Genomic DNA, 15,706 nt, shown 5'->3' on the forward strand with positions numbered 1-15,706 from the left:
GTTTAAATGGGGGCTACTACATGAAGCGCATTTTCACCATACTTTTGGGCATAGGCCTTATTGGTTGTGCTTCGCAACAATCAGCCGTCGATCTGAAAAACTCGGATTCTGCCATTATTGGTGAAAAGCCCGAAGGTTATCCAAAAACCTTTATCAAACGCCTGCCCGATTTGCCCGGTTTTTGTATTGAGGTGACAGAAGACTGGAGAGAACATCCGTATCAGGGTGAGACGATCTGGCTGAAGGAAAAGACGATAAAGAGCCTGAACTGCCCTGGAGAACCCTTGCCGGGCTCTACCAATGTATTGAAGAGATAAAGAATGATTGACCGCAAATATCACAGAATCGTATTTTCGTTTTTCATGTCACTGTTGATGTCCGGAGCAACCTCGGCCGCTTGCGCTTCATCTGCCAGCGCCAGAGCCATTCCAGGGGCCCTTGGGTGAACAGCCGCAGCCAGACAGCGCTGAAGATCATCTGGGCCATGAAAAATACCGTTGAATACAGCATCAGCGCTGCGAGCGAGAGTGAGGCGAAGCGGTCGCCCCACATGCCATAGAACACGCAGATGCAGACGGCGGACTGCAGAATGTAGTTGGTGAGTGCCATACGACCGGTTGGCGCAAGGGCTGAGCGGACCGCCCCGGTCAAGCGCCCCCTGCCCCGCCACCAGAGCAGCAGAACGGCCCCGTAGCCCATGGCAAGCAACGGTGGAGCGCCTACCCTACCCAGCAAATTCACAACCCTGTCGGCCAGGCTCTCTTCACCCAGTTTAACCTCGGCCATGGCCAGGGCGGTGCCGACCACCAGGCCAACCAGTGCCACCACAATCAATAGCCGGACATGGCCCGAATTGCGCTCCGCCAGGTGCAGGCGGGCAGCAGCGGCGCCAAATAGAAACATCGCCATCACCCGTAGGGGGCGCAGGTGTTCAATCCGATCCAGAAACACGCTGACGCTGAGGTAGGCATTGGCTTCGACCACCTCCAGGTAACTCCCCCCACTCAGGGCTGGCACATTGTCCTGCAGCAGGCGCAGTGAAAGGCCGCTTCCGAGATCCGCCAACCCCAACTGGGGCTCGAACCAGAGTGCTACACCCGTGACTACCAGCAGGGCAACGCCGCAGGCAGCCAGCGTTGGAGCGCGAACGTTCAGGAAGGCCCCCAGGAAAAGCCCCATTACCCCGTACAGCATGAGGATGTCCCACGGGGATAGGAACAGAGAATGGGCGGTGCCAATAACCAGCAGCCCCAGCATTCGCCGCAAGTGATAGCGGACGGGGCTTTGCTGTACCCGCTGGGCCAGCATCATGAAGCTGTAACCAAACAGCAGGGAGAACAGGCTGTAGAACTTGGCCCGCACCAGGATGTCCAGCCAGGTGGCGATGGGTTCGTCCCATTCCGACCAGGTTAACGCTTGCCTTGTGTCAGCGGAGACGAACCCCCAGCCCGAGAACACCTGAATATTAATCAGCAGGATACCGAAGATGGCAAAGCCCCGAAGGGCATCCAGACCGTCAATACGTTCGCCTTTGCTCGCCATTTCGGATACTCCCTGCGCCGCAGTTGGGTTCTTTCCGTATAAACGCAACCTTCGCATATCAGGTTTAGCGGTAATAGATGAAGATCGCTTGAAGGCTACCGGATCGTAACTGGCGGTTCGTTGACAGCCGTCGGACTGTGCACGCAGCATTGGAACCCTTAGCATTTGTAACCCGGCGCAAACAGGGAGCCCCATGAATCTGCAACCTATCTTCTCGCAGGCCGGTGCGGCACTGTTGGCCCTCTTCGTTCTCAGCCTGGGTTCTGTGGCCCAGGCCGATGACTGGTCCCCGACTCTGCAGAAAGAAATCGAACGCATTGACCGAACCTTCTCTGGCGATCTCGGGGTCTACATCCGTCATCTGGGTACGGGCCAGAAGGTTTCTCATAACATCGACCAGGACTGGTATCTGGCCTCTACCGTCAAAATTCCGCTAGCCATCGTATTGATGCAACGTGCCGAGAACGAAGGCCTGGATCTGGAGCAGAAACTCACTCTCCGGGCTGCAGATTATGTGGATGGCACTGGAGATCTGCTCTGGGTGGACCCCGGTGCCCGTTACAGCCTGGAAGAGCTCAACAGACGCTCTATTGTCGACAGTGACAGCACAGCAACCGACATGTTGATACGTTTTCTTGGCGAGAAATCATTCGGAGAGGATGTGGCACGGCTGGTTCCCGAAGGGCTGGGGCCGATTACCACGATCCTCCAGGTGCGCTACGACGCATACAGGGAAGTTCACCCCAGTGTTTCGGTGCTGACCAATCGTGATTTCATCGATCTGAAAACCGCCCGCACCTACCAGGCGCGGTACGATATGTTGCTGAAAAAACTCAACATTACTGCAAGAGAGGCGGATGCCAAAGGCGTGCGTGAAGCCTTTGAGCGCTATTACCAGCGGGGAATCAACTCAGGCAGTCTCGAAGCCTTCGGGGCATTGCTGGAGCAACTGGTCAGGGGCGAACTGTTGAATGACGCCCACACGGACCAATTGCTGGGGTATCTATCCGAAATCACCACGGGTGATCACCGGATTGCAGGGGGCTTGCCAGCGGGCACCCATTTCGCCCACAAAACCGGCACCCAGGTGGCCCGCTCCTGCGATATCGGCCTGCTCAACCCCCAGGCACCCGATGAAGCGGTTATCGTCGCGGTTTGCGCACGCGATTATGCAGCCCTGTCGGAAGCGGAAAGAGCCTATCAGGCGATTGGCAATGCGCTGCATGAGTCGGGGCTAACGAGGACCGTAGATTAAGGCGCGTCACCCAATTCCAAACTCACCCAATCATGCTAGGCTGATCTCAAACAAATCGAACCAGCCAAGGCATAACCAATGAGAAAGAACATTCTGATTACCGGTGCCAGCACCGGCCTCGGTGAAGGCATGGCCCGCGAATGGGCCGCCAAGGGCTGTAATCTTGCGCTCTGTGCGCGGCGGGCGGATAAGATGGAGGCATTACAGCGGGAATTACAGCAGGCCTACCCCGATATTCGGGTGCTGGTCCGCGGCCTGGACGTGTGCGACTACGAGCAGGTGTTCGAGGTATTCCGGGGCTTTCGGGAAGAGCTGGGCGGCCTTGACCGCGTGGTGGTGAATGCAGGTATTGGCAGCTCCCAGCCGATTGGGCGCGGGCACTTTGCCGCCAACCGGCAGACGGCGGAAACCAACTTCATCGCCGCCATTGCCCAGAGCGAGGCGGCGATGGAGATTTTCCGGGAACAGAACAGTGGGCATCTGGTACTGATGTCGTCAGTCAGCGGTGTTCGCGGCTTCCGTGGCCCTATCAACGTCTACGCAGCCACCAAGGCCGCCGTAGCGTCACTGGCTGAAGGCCTGCAACTGGACACCAAGGGCAAGCCCATCAACGTCAGCAACATCATGCCGGGCTACATCCTCACCGACATCAACCGCGATACCAAGAACGCCCCCTTCCGGGTGGATCTGGAAACCGGCGTAAAAGCTCTGGTGAAAGCGATCGATTCCGAGGTACGCCGCGCCTATGTGCCCTGGTGGCCCTGGACACCGCTCAGTTACGTGTTGAAGGCCCTGCCCTTTGGGTTGTTCGCGAGGGCGATGTAACCAGTCAATTACCCATCCCGCAACAGAACCGCCGGATTCAGCCGCATCGCCCTCAACGTGGGCAGCAAGCCACCCAGCAACGCCAGCGCGCTGACGACGCCGGCCACCAGTGCGCCGATCCACCACAGATCTCCCGCTGGCAGTTTGAGCGCCAGGTCTGCCACCGGCAGCGCGATCAGCGAACCCAGCGCCGTGGCAAACACCGTTGCGAGAAAGGTCAGCAAGCCGGTTTCCAGCAGCATGGAGTTCCGGATGGCCTGGTGCCTGGCACCGAGACAATGCAGCAGGTTGGCCTCGTAGAGTTGGCGCCTGCGGCTGACGCTGACCACGCTGGACAACACCAACAGGCTTGCCAGCAGGCTGACGGACGCAACCGCCGCAAGGCCTGCGGCTGCCTTGTTGAGCAGGTCTCCCGCCGTTTCAAGCCAGTCCGCCGTGCGCAGTGTAATGACGTTGGGGATGTTGCCGGCCAGCCATTGCTGCGATTCCTTGGCGGCGGTGTCGCTCTGGTAGACCGCGCCGACGTACAGGCTGATCAGTCCATCCAGGGCGCCTTGCTGCAGAACGCCTTCAAACCAGAATCGGGTCTGTAGGCCTTTCTGGCGGTAGATGGCCCGGATTTCGACGATAATCGGCTGGTCCTGGGCCGTGAACTCAATCCGGTCGCCCACCGTTAGCCCGAGTGCGTTGGCTTCACGGTCTTCCATCGCCATGTAGGCGGGCTCCCCTTCCGGGGCCGGGTTGCTCCACCAGTTGCCTTTTACCAGCTCTAGTCCTTCCGGATTTCCCGCCAGATAGGTGAGCTTGTATTCGTCTCCCATGGCTTCGCGCCGGGCTCGGGGGTCGTCAGCTAGCGCGTCTGCGATGGGCTCTTCATTGATGGCGGCCATTCGGGCGCGAACCAGTGGCAGAAGTTCCGTTCTGCTGGACGGGTCCAGCGACTCAAGGCCGGACCTGAGCGGCTCCATCTGGTCCGGGAACACTTCGTAGAGGATCAGCGCGGGGGATTCCGCCGGGATCGTGGTTTCCAGTGCTCTCAGAAGTGTGGTGACCATCAGGGTACAGGCCACTACCAAGGTCAATGCGGTGCCGAGCGACAACAACGTTGCCCTCAAGGGGGAATCCGGCCGGTGGAGGTTGGCGAGCGCCAGCCGCCGGGCGAACTTGCGGTCTGCAAAGCCACTGTTTTCAAGCGCTTTGGCACCTCGCCTCAGCCCTTTGATGATGCCCTCCAGCAAGGCCCAGAGTACGACCACCGCCAGCAGGAACAGGAATCCCAGTTGCGGCGACGGCAACCAGAACAAGGTGGCGCTGATATAGATCGCCAGCAGCACGTAGCTCGCGATCCGCCATGTGCGGGGTTCGTTACGGGCGGCCTGTACCTGCCCCCGGAACAGCCCGGCCGGTGACGCAGCCAGGGCCCTGGCCAGGGCCGGCAGCGCGAACACGTAGGCGGTGAGCACCGCAAACAGCCAACTCAGCAGCAAGGGAACAAACCACAGGGATAACCAGCCCCCTGCCCCTTCGGGCCCGGACAGCGCGTAGGCGTCGCCCGCGAGGGATATCGCCACCGCGGAAAACCCCAATCCGATTCCGCCACCGATCAGGCCAGCCAGGCTGCCCAGCAGTCCGATCTGCAACAGGTAAATGGCCACCAAGGGTTTTCGGCGCAGGCCCAGCGTCTGCAGGGTGGCGATGGTACCCAGTTTTTCATCCAGGTAGGCGTGTATGCTGTTGGCGACACCGAGGCCGCCAATAAACAGCGTGGTGAAGGCAATCAGGATGAGCGCTGTGGCAATCTGGTCCAGCCGTTCGGCGATGCGTTCGCTGCGCTCGGCGAAGGTGGTGGTGTCCCAGTTTGGTTCCGGGAACGCCTGTTCGAAGTCCGCCAGCCACGTGTCCAGGTTCTGGTCGGTCTTCACACGGTATTCGTAGTCCACCCGGCTGCCTGGCCGGATCAGTTCGGTCGCCTCGACCGCCTGTTCGGAGATCATGATGGGCAGGCCACGCCAGTTGGCATTCAGGCGACGGTCCGGCTGTTTCTGGATCAGGCCGCTGATGCGAAAGGTGGCCGCGCCGATTTCGATCTGGTCCCCGATGGTCTGGCCCAGGCGCTCGGCCAGCAAGGGGTCAATTACGGCGCCCCATCGGCCATCCTTGCGTGCGGTTAGCTCGGCACGCGACTGATCCGGCGTTAGCTGCAGCTCACCGTAGAGCGGATAGGCCTCATCCGGAATCAGGATCTCAGCGCGAAAGAAGCCGTCACCGCTTTCGCCGCTAACAATAGTGTCGAACTCCCGAACCAGCGAAAGGGTCCCGGTGCGTTCCACCCAATCGATCACGTCATCCGGCAACGGCTCACTGGCATCCAGCTCCACATCACCACCCAACAGCATGCGGGTATCCGCCAGCAGGCTCTGTTCGATCACCCGGTAGAGGCTGGCCGTAGCGGCCACCAGGGTAACGCCGAGGATAAGGCAGGCGAGAAAGACCTTGAGCGCAGAGATGCGCGATCGCAGATCGGTGATCGCGAATTTGAGCATCCACAGCGGCTTTGTCTGAGCGTTACGCTTCATAAAGGCGCCCACCATCCATCCGGACCCGGTGCTGGCAGCGCTCCGCGACACGTTCGTCGTGGGTCACCAGCACCAGGGTGGATTTGCTTTCCTTGTGGAGGTCGAACAGCAGCGAGAGTACTTTTTCTCCAGTGGCATGGTCCAGGTTGCCGGTGGGCTCATCGCCCAGCAGCAGGCTTGGCTGGTGCACCAGTGCCCTTGCGATCGCGACACGCTGTTGCTCACCCCCGGAAAGCTGTCCTGGATAATGCTGCAGCCGGTGGGTAAGGCCGACCGCCTCCAGCATCGAAAGGGCCTGCTCGCGGGCATCCGACTGCCCGGCGATTTCCAGCGGCAGACTAACGTTCCCAAGTGCGGTCAGGCCCGGCAACAAATGAAAGGACTGAAAGATGATGCCCAGGTGTTCGCTTCGCCAGTCGGCCAATGCGTTGGCATCCATCTCGCTCAGGCGCTGGTTGCCTACGAGGATCTCTCCACTGGTCGGGCGCTGGAGCCCGGATAGCAACAGAAGCAGCGAGGTTTTCCCGCTTCCGGAGGGGCCGGTAATCGCCAGTGTGTCGCCGGGCGGTATCGTGAGTGAAGCGTTGTTGAGCACCGCGACGGTGCCTGACTCAGTTGGGTAGGTAAGGTTAATGTCGCTTATCTGGACGCTGGTGGACACAAAGGCACCTTTCTTTTTAAATAACAGAATGTAGCTTGCACGGCGATTATGACGATAGCGGGCAGCCGCACAGAAGCTGAAAAATGATTGACAGTGATTCAAAGTCATTGAGAGTACGAGCAGTTTTCCAGACTAGCGCACCGTACGAAACGGGTCAGACGCAGTTTTACACGACTTTTGCAAAGATGGGAGAGCGCTATGGCAGGTGGTTGGTCCCGGGATGGCGCCGTTCAGGATCAGATCGACGCGAGCGTAGACGACGAGGTGCAGCGCGCACGCAGCCAACTGGTGAGCGGCGAGAGTGCCACCCATTGCGAGGAGTGTGACAGTGCGATTCCGGAAGCGCGCCGCAAAGCGATTCCCGGGGTTCAACTTTGCGTTGCGTGTCAGTCTAGCCTTGAAAAACACGAAACGTCTCATGGTAGTATCAATCGCCGTGGCAGCAAGGACAGTCAGCTGCGCTAGTTCAAGAAATACGGCATCCGTAAACGTGAAGCTGGCGTGCTTTTCCCGCTTGAAAGGAACTCTTCAAAGTACCCGCATAGTGATGAAAAGTGAGCCTGTCCTCAGACAACGTGGTTACAGCACCAACGAGGTTGCAAGGAACAGCATCAGGCCCATACCGATAATGTCGGTGAACGTTGTCAAAAAGATGCTGCTCGCAGTGGCTGGGTCGGCGCCGAACCGTTTGAGCACCAACGGCACCGCCACCCCGAAGATACCGCTGCCCATGCAGGCGCCGACCATGGCGATGAAGATAACGAGGCCGAGCATGGCCGGGTTAGCGGAATCGGTGGACAAGGCATAAGCAAACATCGCAATACCGGCAATGACGCCAACGGCAGCGCCATTGAGTGCGCCCAGTAGAACTTCCTTGCGCAGCAATCGCCGGATTGGATAGTCATTGATCTGCCCCAGGGTGATGCCCCTCAGGGTAATGGCCAGCGCCTGACAGCCGGTGTTGCCGCTTTGCCCGGCAAGAACCGGCAGGAAGGCCGCTAAGGCAACAATCTGGGCGATGGTGCTCTCGAACATGCCGACTACGAAGGCAGCAGCGAACGCGGTAATCAGATTCACCTGCAGCCAGGGGTGGCGCATGCGAAACGCCGCCAGCACCGGTGTGTTGATCTGTTCTTCCTTTGCCACACCGTATTGGGAACCGGCCTGGGCACTGAGTTCCGATGCGATGCGTTCGTAGAGCTTCCAACCCCGCACCTCGCCCACCACGTGCTGCTGCTCGTCCACCACCGGGTACATGCGGTAGTGTCGGTAGAGCACTTCACTGACTGCATCCTTCACCAGCGTGCCTTCCTGGAACGCAAACGGCTCTCGCACCATGATGGCAGACAGGGCCTCGGAGGGCTTGGCCAGGATCAGGTCTCGCATGCCGACCACACCCACTAGGCAGTCATTATCCGTCACGAAAATGTAGCTGATCTCCGAAACATCGGCGCTTTTCACCATGAAGGTCAGCGCCTCAGCTACGGTGTAGCTGTCCGGTAATGTTGCTGTTACCGGCGTCATCAGTTCGCCGACGGTTTCTTCCATGCCGGAAAGCACTGCGCGGGTCGCCGCTTCTTCCGGTGCGGACAGATTTCCGAGATGTGAAGCGATGACCTGTGCCTGTTCCGCAGGCAATCGCGAAAGGATGAACTGAATATCGTCCACGGGTGACTGCATCAGCTCTTCAGCGGCATCCAGCGGATTGAGATCGCGCATACGCTCAATCCGCTCGATTAGTTCCATATTCTGGGTCATTTCGCGCTCCGACATCAGTGCCTGTTATATGACTATAGCAACACTGAACGATCAGCACCGGTTGGCGTGCCGCAGCCGGAGCGTTCTTCTAGTGCAGACGCAGCAGCCGGTTCAGGCCCCGGATCATCGCCCGCATGAGGTCTCGACGCGCCCTGCGCTGATCCCGCTTCACTTGCTCAAGATTGACGCCTCCCATCCCATCGCGATATCTGAGCGGTATGCTGCTCCGGTGCAACTCTTTTGCATTACCGTCTGCCGGCTCGCGGAAAGCCAGCGAATTGCCACCGCTAAGGTAGGTCTTTTCTGCTGAGATCAACATGTCTCTATCCTCCCTGGCGCCGCATCTTGTGGCGGATCGCACTGGTTGTCGTATGAGTTCAGGTACATGCTAAACTTGTTCTAAACTGCAAACTATTCCCTAGAATCGAGAACAGACTTTGCAAAAACGAACAGATAAACAACCCCAAAAATCGCCCACCGCCTCCGCGAGAACACGGAGCAATCTGGCGTGGAATGACTTTGAACTGGTGCTCGCCATTGCTACTTCTGGCTCGCTCTCTGGCGCGTCTCGGGCACTAGGCGTGAGCCACGCTACGGTGTTCCGGCGGCTGGGCGATGTTGAACAGCGCCTTGGGGTGATTCTCTTTGAGAGGGGCCGCACAGGTTATCGGCCAACACTGGCAGGGGAAGAACTCGCAGACACGGCAAAGGTCATGGACGAAGCCGCCCTGGCCGCCGAACGCAAGGTGGCCGGCCGTGACCTGGAGCCCAGTGGCGAGATCTGGACCACCACAACGGACTCTCTTCTGATGGGCGTGCTGGCACCGTTGTTCACGCAGTTCCGGCACAAATACCCAGGCATTGTGTTGGATGTTGCGGTGTCCAATCAGTTGTTCAATCTCACACGTCGGGAGGCGGACGTGGCTATACGTCCCTCCAACCGTCCACCGGAAAACCTGATTGGCCGGCCACTGACCACCCTCGGCCAGGCTGTCTATGCTCACAAAGACCTCGGCCTGACGCCGGGAACCTCCATAGAGGCCCTTGCCAGTGAGCCCTGGATTGGCGCCGGGCCGAGGCTTCAGGATTCCTCCGTGGACCAGTGGATGGATAACCACGCGCTGAAGCAGGCCTGTGTTTACCGTGTAGATACCCTGGTGAGCATCCTCAGCGCCATTCGCTCCCGCATGGGGCTGGCCGTGATGCCCTGCTATCTCGCGGACGAGGACCCGGACATCGTTCAACTCACCGACCCCATTCCAGAGCTGGAATACGGCCTGTGGTTTCTGATGCATCCGGACCTGCGAGGCGTGGTGAGGATTCATGCGCTGATGGATTTTCTGACAGAGGCCGTCCGCGCCCAGAAAAATCGCCTGGCCGGGCGTCGTTTGTAATAACCGGCTACGCTGATGTCATCCATGGAAAGAAGGCACAAAGACAATGCAATGCGCTCTGATCTATGACTTCGACGGCACCCTTGCCAAAGGCAACTGCGCCGAACACGGCCTGATGCCGGCCTTGGGTTTGAACGAGCATTCCGACTTCTGGCCGGAAGTGAATCGCAAGAACCGTGAGCGGGACGGCGATGAGATACTCACCTACCTCGGCGAACTGGCCAAGCGCGCCCGCGATGAGGGCAAGCAGGATGAGCTGAAACCGGAGAGACTACAGGCCTACGGAAAGTCCATCCCCCTGTTCCCCGGGGTCGTGGACTGGTTTGACGCCATCAACCGCTTCGCCAGCGACCAGGGTATTGCCCTGAGCCATTACATTGTCTCCAGCGGGCTGGAGGAGATGATTCGCGGCACGCCGGTGGCAAAGCATTTCAAGAAAATTTTCGGGTGCCGTTATCACTATGATGAGGCCACCGGGCATGCAAAATGGCCTGCCGTAGCCATCGACTACACCACTAAAACCCAGTACCTGTTCCGCATCAACAAGGGCATCGAGAACAGCTGGGACAACGTCACCATTAACGAATACATCGAACCCGGTGAACGCCCCGTGCCCTTCGACCACATGATCTATTTCGGCGACGGTGACACCGATATCCCGGCAATGAAAATGGTGAAGGCGCAGGGCGGGTGCAGTCTAGCGGTGTTCGACGGTGACAAATGGGGCGACGGCAATACCCAGAATAAGATCGAAAAGCTTATCTCCGAAGAGCGGGCCAACTACGTGGTACGGGGTGATTACACATCCGGCAGCCAGCTGGATGTAACGGTTCGAGGTATACTCAGGCTGTACAAGCGGAAGCATGGCTAAATGAACGCGGAGAAAGCCGCCGACTGATACTGAACGGGAAACAGCAGCGTGATGCCAGAATTGAAAACCGTCGGCCTCTTTTTAGTGACCGCCCTGGCCGAGATCGTCGGCTGCTACCTGCCCTATCTGTGGCTGCGGGAAGGCAAGACCATCTGGCTGCTGATCCCCGGCGCCCTGAGCCTGGCCGCGTTCGCCTGGTTGTTATCGCTGCACCCGACGGCCGCTGGCCGGGTGTACGCAGCCTATGGTGGTGTTTATATCTTTATGGCGATACTTTGGTTATGGGCCGTGGATGGCGTTCGGCCAACGGTCTGGGATTTGGTGGGCACGGCTGTGGCTTTAACGGGCATGGCCATCATTATGTTTGCGCCCAGGGGCACGTAACGCACTGAGGATATGATGGCGGGCATGACCAACACCACCGTGAGTAAACCCATTTTCTGGCGCGATGCCCGACTGCCCCATGTGGAATTACGCAAGGTCAGCGACGGACGCCAAGTCTGTTATGCCCCTCACAGCCATACGCAATGGTCCATTGGCGCAATTACCGGCGGCGAAAGCACCTATCAGTATCGGGAGGATCTTTTCCATGTTCGCGCTGGTGATCTGGTACTGATGAACCCGGAGTGGGTTCATTCATGCAATCCCATCGACAACCAGCCCTGGGCCTACCTGATGCTGTATGTCGATACCGGATGGCTGACAGATCTGCGGTTTCGGGCCGGGCTGCTGCCAACCCCACACTGGCAGGACATTGCCACTGCAACCCTCTCGGAGCCGATCTGGTATGAACGCTACTGCCGCATGGCAGAGTGTCTTCTGGATGCTCAGCGTGACCTTCTCGACAAGCAGACCGAAGTGGTGGAGTTCCTGTCAGACCTGATGCATGAGTTGGCCCGGCAACCGGTGGTTCAGCAACCAAAGGCGCCGGATACCCTGACTGAGCTGGCGCGCTATCTGGACAACCACATGGCAGAAGACGTATCGCTGGATACGCTCTGTGAAATTTCCGGTTACAGCGCTGGCCACCTGATCCGGGCGTTCCGGCAATATTTCGGGCTTACGCCCCACGCCTATCTTCTCAACCGCCGCATCCAGCTAGGGCGCCTTGAGCTCGCCAACGGCACCCCTATCGCCGAGGCCGCACTGAACGCAGGCTTCGCCGACCAGCCTCATTTCCAGCGCACGTTCAAACGGCTGATGGCGGCAACGCCGAATCAGTATCGACAGTCCTCAACCAGTCACCAGATACAGGCAACTGATCGCAAGCAATAAAGCCAAAGTCCGGTTGATGGTCACCAGCACCGCAGGCCGCTGCACGTATCGCCGCAGGAAAGCCCCCGCATACACCCAGCACGCCAGGGACAACCAACAAATCGGCAGGTAGAGCGACGCAAACAGCAGGATCTGCTTCAAGTCGTTGGCGCTGGTATAGGCGCCGATGCCAGACGCCGAGGCCAGCCAGGCTTTGGGGTTCAGCCACTGCATGATTGCCCCGGTGCCGAAGCCCGGCGGCTTATCAACACCTGTTTCCGGTAGCTGGCCGCTGTCCATGGCCAGTTTTATACTCAGATAAAGCAGGAATGCGACACCGCCCCATCGCAACAACGTCTCCAGCATCGGCACCATGGTCAGCAGCGAATAGAGCCCCAGCCCCACGGCAACGAACAGAGCGATGAAGCCCAGGGTTGCCCCGGTTACGAAAATCAGCCCCCGGGAAACCGGATAGCGGGTGCCACTGCTCAGACAAACAAGGTTGACCGGCCCCGGGGAAATGGACGCCGCCAACGCAAACGCGGACATGGGCAGAATCAGGGAAAGGCTCATGGATGGTATTCTCCGTTCAGGTTATGAGCGGAGTTTGCCCCGAACACCGAAGCGGGTATTGAACAAAATTGCGGTTCTCTAGTACGGAATAAATTCCGCCTCATCCCCAACCACCTTATCAAACCGCCCTGCCCGCCAATCGTCCTTGGCCTGCTCGATTCGTTCTTTCCGGGACGATACAAAGTTCCATTCGATAAACCGGCGGCCTACCGGTTCACCGCCGATCACCGCGATGCGGGTGTCTTCCGTAGCGGTGACGGATACGCCCGGTTCACGAGCAAACACAGTCATACTGTGCGCTGGCAGTTCGGAGCCGTGGGCCGTCAGGGCGCCCTGGGCCACGTAAACAGCACGTTCGGGGGCATCGGGCAGCTCGAGTGTCTGCCCGGCCTTGAGGGAGGCTTCCAGATATAGGGTGTCGCTGAATTGTCGCACCGGCGAAACCACACCATAGGCGCTACCGATCATAACCCGTACCGGGACATCCTGGATGGTGATCGCTGGGATGTCGTCACTTGGATAATGGAGGAAAGCTGGCTCTGTCTCCTCGTGGTCTTCCGGCAGCGCCAGCCAGAGCTGCAGGCCATGCAGCCGGTGATCCTCTACTGTGATGCTGGGGCGTTCACGTTCAGAATGGGTGATGCCACGGCCGGCCACCATCAGGTTAATGTCGCCGGCGCGGATGGGCTGGAGGCTGCCGATGGAATCCCGATGGAGAATCTCGCCCTCGAACAGGTAGGTCACGGTTGCTATGCCAATGTGCGGATGCGGGCGCACATTGATGCCCTGCCCCGCCGGAAAATCCGCCGGCCCCATTTCATCAAAAAAGATCCAGGGGCCAACCATTTTCCGTTTTGCAGTCGGTAGCAGGCGGCGCACGGAGAAACCACCCAGATCCGTGATGCGAGGGCTCAGTATGGTTTGAATTGCACTGCAGGGTGCCTCGATAGCGTCGCAACGTTGTTCGGCAGACTCCAATACATTACTCACGGCACCGCTCCTATGCGTATGTTCAGGAAGTTCCACATTGCCCCGAATACCTGAGATGTTCAACTATCCAATACAGCTACGGACGTATTTGTTAGTCTCATCGTGTCTACCATTGTTAGAACAGGGAGCGTTTTATGAAAACCATTGGCCTTCTTGGCGGTATGAGTTGGGAATCCACTCAAACCTATTACCGGCTGATCAATGAGGGTGTGAAATCACGTCTGGGCGGATTGCATTCCGCAAAGCTGGTGCTCTATAGCGTGGACTTCGCGGAAATTGAAGCGCTTCAACACCAGGGAGACTGGCCGGCAACCGCCAGAATTCTTTCCGGCGCAGCGCTTTCCCTGGAGAACGCCGGAGCGGATTTTCTAATGATCGGCACCAACACCATGCACAAAGTAGCGCCGGAGATTGAAGAGGCTATCAACATCCCCCTGCTTCACATTGCCGATGCCACAGCGAAGGTGCTGACACAGGACAACATCCAGCGCGTGGGGCTCTTGGGTACACGGTTTACCATGGAGCAGGCCTTCTACCGCGAGCGCCTGGAAGCGGCTGGCATTGAGGTGGTCACACCGGATGCTCCCCAGCGGGCGGAGGTTCATCGGGTCATCTACGAAGAACTCTGCCAGGGCGAGATCCAGGCGGCTTCCCGGGAAACGTATCTGGCCGTCATCAACTCACTGGCCGAGCAAGGTGCGCAAGCTGTCATCCTGGGATGCACGGAAATCGGCCTGCTGATCAAGCAGACCGATACCCCCGTCCCGCTGTATGACACAACGGCGATCCATGCGGCGCAGGCGGTGAATCAGGCCCTCTCGGGGGACTGAATTCAGCAGGGGCCATGCTAGCGCTCGGTCAGCAAGGCAGCACGCTCAATCATTGGGCGCCAGTCCGGTTGCACCGGCAGTTGGAATGTATCCGCCAGCACCCGTTCTATACCATCTGCCTCCAGGACCTCCCGGTGAGTACGGCCATCGGAATAACGGACCGTATAGCGGCCGTTCAGCAGTGTGTAGCGGGCCTCCGTGGTGGTGCGAGCCACCATCAGGTTTCTCCGGAAGTGTGAATCCGGGTGCTCAGCGGTGTACCAGTTGGCAACCTCGTAGTCACCTTCCAGACGGGGTTCTCCAGACAACTCGTAGACGGGCTTCCATTGCTCGTCTATCCACATCTGTAGCAGCATTCCCGGCCCGAACGGGATCAGCCGGAAAGTCTCGTGGGAAGTGGCCTGGGGTTCTATCGTGTCCATGCGGAGCGGCGTCGTGAGTACGCAGCCTCCAAAACCCACGTCCACCAGCCACGGCACGTTGTCCACAACAACCCTTAGCGCCATGTGAGAGTAAGGCTGCGGGGCGGTCCCGGGTGCTGCATTCCAGCGTACGCGGGCAGAAAGGCCTTCCACGTGGAAACCGATGGCCTCAAGCACTCTCTTGAACAGGCCATTGTGCTCAAAGCAGTAACCACCGCGCCTGCCATGGACCAGCTTGTCTTCTACGGCATCCGGGGCGATATTCACGCCGCGCTCCAGCAGTACATCAATGGCCTCGAACGGGATGGCGTCCGGATGGCGCTCATGGAGTTCTTTGAGAGTCTCCAGGGTCGGTGCCACGGGCCCCTCACGACCGATGCGTGCCAGGTAAGGCTCCAGGTCCACATTCGGTGGGTACGAGCACTCCAGAGCCGTGGCAATCTCATAGACCGCAAAGGGGGCGTAGGTATCCAGGAAGCGCACATCGGCGTTGCGCTCCCGGAACTGTGCTTTGAGGGACTGGCCGGCTTCACCAAGAAGACCCCGCCCAAGAGCGATGAGATCATAATTCCGGGCGTCGTAACGCTCCGGTGCCTTCTCAGGCTCAGCCGTGCCCTGGGCATCGATACCCAGGGCCGTGAGTTCACCCAGCACCGCTTCCAGGACCGCCTCGGAACGCCCCAACACCAGAACACGTGCTCCGTTCAGGGAAATAGAGTCTTCCTTAACCGCTGTATTCATGCCGTTACCTCCCC

The 15,706-nt window shown here is 58.9% G+C and carries 17 protein-coding genes; 9 read left to right on the plus strand and 8 right to left on the minus strand.

All coding sequences use genetic code 11. From position 1 onward, the window contains the following. A partial coding sequence (locus B2590_RS08145; protein WP_286811634.1) for a hypothetical protein occupies nucleotides 1–317 on the plus strand: 317 nt, incomplete at its 5' end. 43 nt (nucleotides 318–360) lie between these two features. Here B2590_RS08145 and B2590_RS08150 read toward each other — a convergent pair. Then, nucleotides 361–1,542 (minus strand): DUF418 domain-containing protein, encoded by a 1,182-nt coding sequence (locus B2590_RS08150; protein WP_286811635.1) that lies wholly within the window; start codon nucleotides 1,540–1,542, stop codon nucleotides 361–363. Nucleotides 1,543–1,735: 193 nt separating this feature from the next. Here B2590_RS08150 and B2590_RS08155 point away from each other — a divergent pair, with 193 nt between their 5' ends. Both B2590_RS08155 and B2590_RS08160 read left to right on the plus strand, forming a co-directional pair. Further along, nucleotides 1,736–2,797, plus strand: coding sequence for a serine hydrolase (locus B2590_RS08155; protein WP_286811636.1), 1,062 nt, complete (start codon nucleotides 1,736–1,738; stop codon nucleotides 2,795–2,797). A gap of 78 nt (nucleotides 2,798–2,875) precedes the next feature. Beyond that, nucleotides 2,876–3,622, plus strand: coding sequence for an SDR family oxidoreductase (locus B2590_RS08160; protein ID WP_036208318.1), 747 nt, complete (start codon nucleotides 2,876–2,878; stop codon nucleotides 3,620–3,622). Between the two features lie 8 nt (nucleotides 3,623–3,630). On the opposite strand, the gene B2590_RS08165 is transcribed toward B2590_RS08160, so the two are convergent. Together B2590_RS08165 and B2590_RS08170 are read right to left on the minus strand one after the other, a co-directional pair. Next, on the minus strand, nucleotides 3,631–6,198 hold the full coding sequence (locus tag B2590_RS08165; RefSeq protein WP_286811637.1) for an ABC transporter permease: 2,568 nt from the start codon (nucleotides 6,196–6,198) through the stop codon (nucleotides 3,631–3,633). Further along, nucleotides 6,188–6,859, minus strand: a complete 672-nt coding sequence (locus B2590_RS08170; protein ID WP_198324862.1) for an ABC transporter ATP-binding protein — start codon at nucleotides 6,857–6,859, stop codon at nucleotides 6,188–6,190. Before B2590_RS08170 ends, B2590_RS08165 begins: the two co-directional genes overlap by 11 nt. Nucleotides 6,860–7,057: 198 nt before the next feature. Between B2590_RS08170 and B2590_RS08175 the strand changes: the two genes are divergently transcribed. Beyond that, entirely contained in the window at nucleotides 7,058–7,324 is a 267-nt protein-coding gene (locus B2590_RS08175; RefSeq protein WP_075196887.1) for a DksA/TraR family C4-type zinc finger protein, read from the plus strand. A 114-nt stretch (nucleotides 7,325–7,438) separates the two neighbouring features. Here B2590_RS08175 and B2590_RS08180 read toward each other — a convergent pair whose 3' ends face one another. Together B2590_RS08180 and B2590_RS08185 are read right to left on the minus strand one after the other, a co-directional pair. After that, the gene (locus B2590_RS08180) at nucleotides 7,439–8,617 is read right to left on the minus strand and encodes a magnesium transporter (protein WP_286811638.1); all 1,179 of its coding nucleotides are present in this window, start codon (nucleotides 8,615–8,617) and stop codon (nucleotides 7,439–7,441) included. Between the two features lie 88 nt (nucleotides 8,618–8,705). Continuing rightward, nucleotides 8,706–8,936, minus strand: coding sequence for a hypothetical protein (locus B2590_RS08185; protein WP_007154336.1), 231 nt, complete (start codon nucleotides 8,934–8,936; stop codon nucleotides 8,706–8,708). A gap of 118 nt (nucleotides 8,937–9,054) precedes the next feature. Here B2590_RS08185 and B2590_RS08190 point away from each other — a divergent pair, with 118 nt between their 5' ends. From B2590_RS08190 to B2590_RS08205, 4 genes are read left to right on the plus strand one after another with little or no spacing between them, the layout of a single operon-like run. Then, nucleotides 9,055–10,011 (plus strand): LysR family transcriptional regulator, encoded by a 957-nt coding sequence (locus B2590_RS08190; protein WP_286811639.1) that lies wholly within the window; start codon nucleotides 9,055–9,057, stop codon nucleotides 10,009–10,011. Between the two features lie 46 nt (nucleotides 10,012–10,057). Further along, nucleotides 10,058–10,882 (plus strand): haloacid dehalogenase-like hydrolase, encoded by an 825-nt coding sequence (locus tag B2590_RS08195; protein WP_151981969.1) that lies wholly within the window; start codon nucleotides 10,058–10,060, stop codon nucleotides 10,880–10,882. A gap of 51 nt (nucleotides 10,883–10,933) precedes the next feature. Continuing rightward, a complete protein-coding gene (locus B2590_RS08200) occupies nucleotides 10,934–11,266 on the plus strand; it encodes a YnfA family protein (RefSeq protein WP_036208334.1) in 333 nt (110 codons plus the stop codon). A gap of 24 nt (nucleotides 11,267–11,290) precedes the next feature. Continuing rightward, the gene (locus tag B2590_RS08205) at nucleotides 11,291–12,157 is read left to right on the plus strand and encodes an AraC family transcriptional regulator (protein WP_036208526.1); all 867 of its coding nucleotides are present in this window, start codon (nucleotides 11,291–11,293) and stop codon (nucleotides 12,155–12,157) included. Here B2590_RS08205 and B2590_RS08210 read toward each other — a convergent pair. Continuing rightward, the gene (locus B2590_RS08210) at nucleotides 12,116–12,709 is read right to left on the minus strand and encodes a LysE family translocator (RefSeq protein ID WP_286811641.1); all 594 of its coding nucleotides are present in this window, start codon (nucleotides 12,707–12,709) and stop codon (nucleotides 12,116–12,118) included. The two genes, B2590_RS08205 and B2590_RS08210, sit on opposite strands and share 42 nt — an antisense overlap. A 78-nt stretch (nucleotides 12,710–12,787) precedes the next feature. Then, a complete protein-coding gene (locus B2590_RS08215; protein WP_286811642.1) occupies nucleotides 12,788–13,699 on the minus strand; it encodes a pirin family protein in 912 nt (303 codons plus the stop codon). Nucleotides 13,700–13,833: 134 nt separating this feature from the next. On the opposite strand from B2590_RS08215, the gene B2590_RS08220 reads away from it, so the two are divergent. After that, a complete protein-coding gene (locus B2590_RS08220) occupies nucleotides 13,834–14,529 on the plus strand; it encodes an aspartate/glutamate racemase family protein (RefSeq protein WP_041333123.1) in 696 nt (231 codons plus the stop codon). Nucleotides 14,530–14,546: 17 nt separating this feature from the next. On the opposite strand, the gene B2590_RS08225 is transcribed toward B2590_RS08220, so the two are convergent. Beyond that, a complete protein-coding gene (locus tag B2590_RS08225; protein ID WP_286811643.1) occupies nucleotides 14,547–15,692 on the minus strand; it encodes an arylamine N-acetyltransferase family protein in 1,146 nt (381 codons plus the stop codon). Between the last annotated feature and the right edge of the window lie 14 nt (nucleotides 15,693–15,706).

It is taken from the genome of Marinobacter sp. UBA3604 (assembly GCF_002375325.1).
Taxonomy (GTDB): domain Bacteria; phylum Pseudomonadota; class Gammaproteobacteria; order Pseudomonadales; family Oleiphilaceae; genus Marinobacter; species Marinobacter salarius.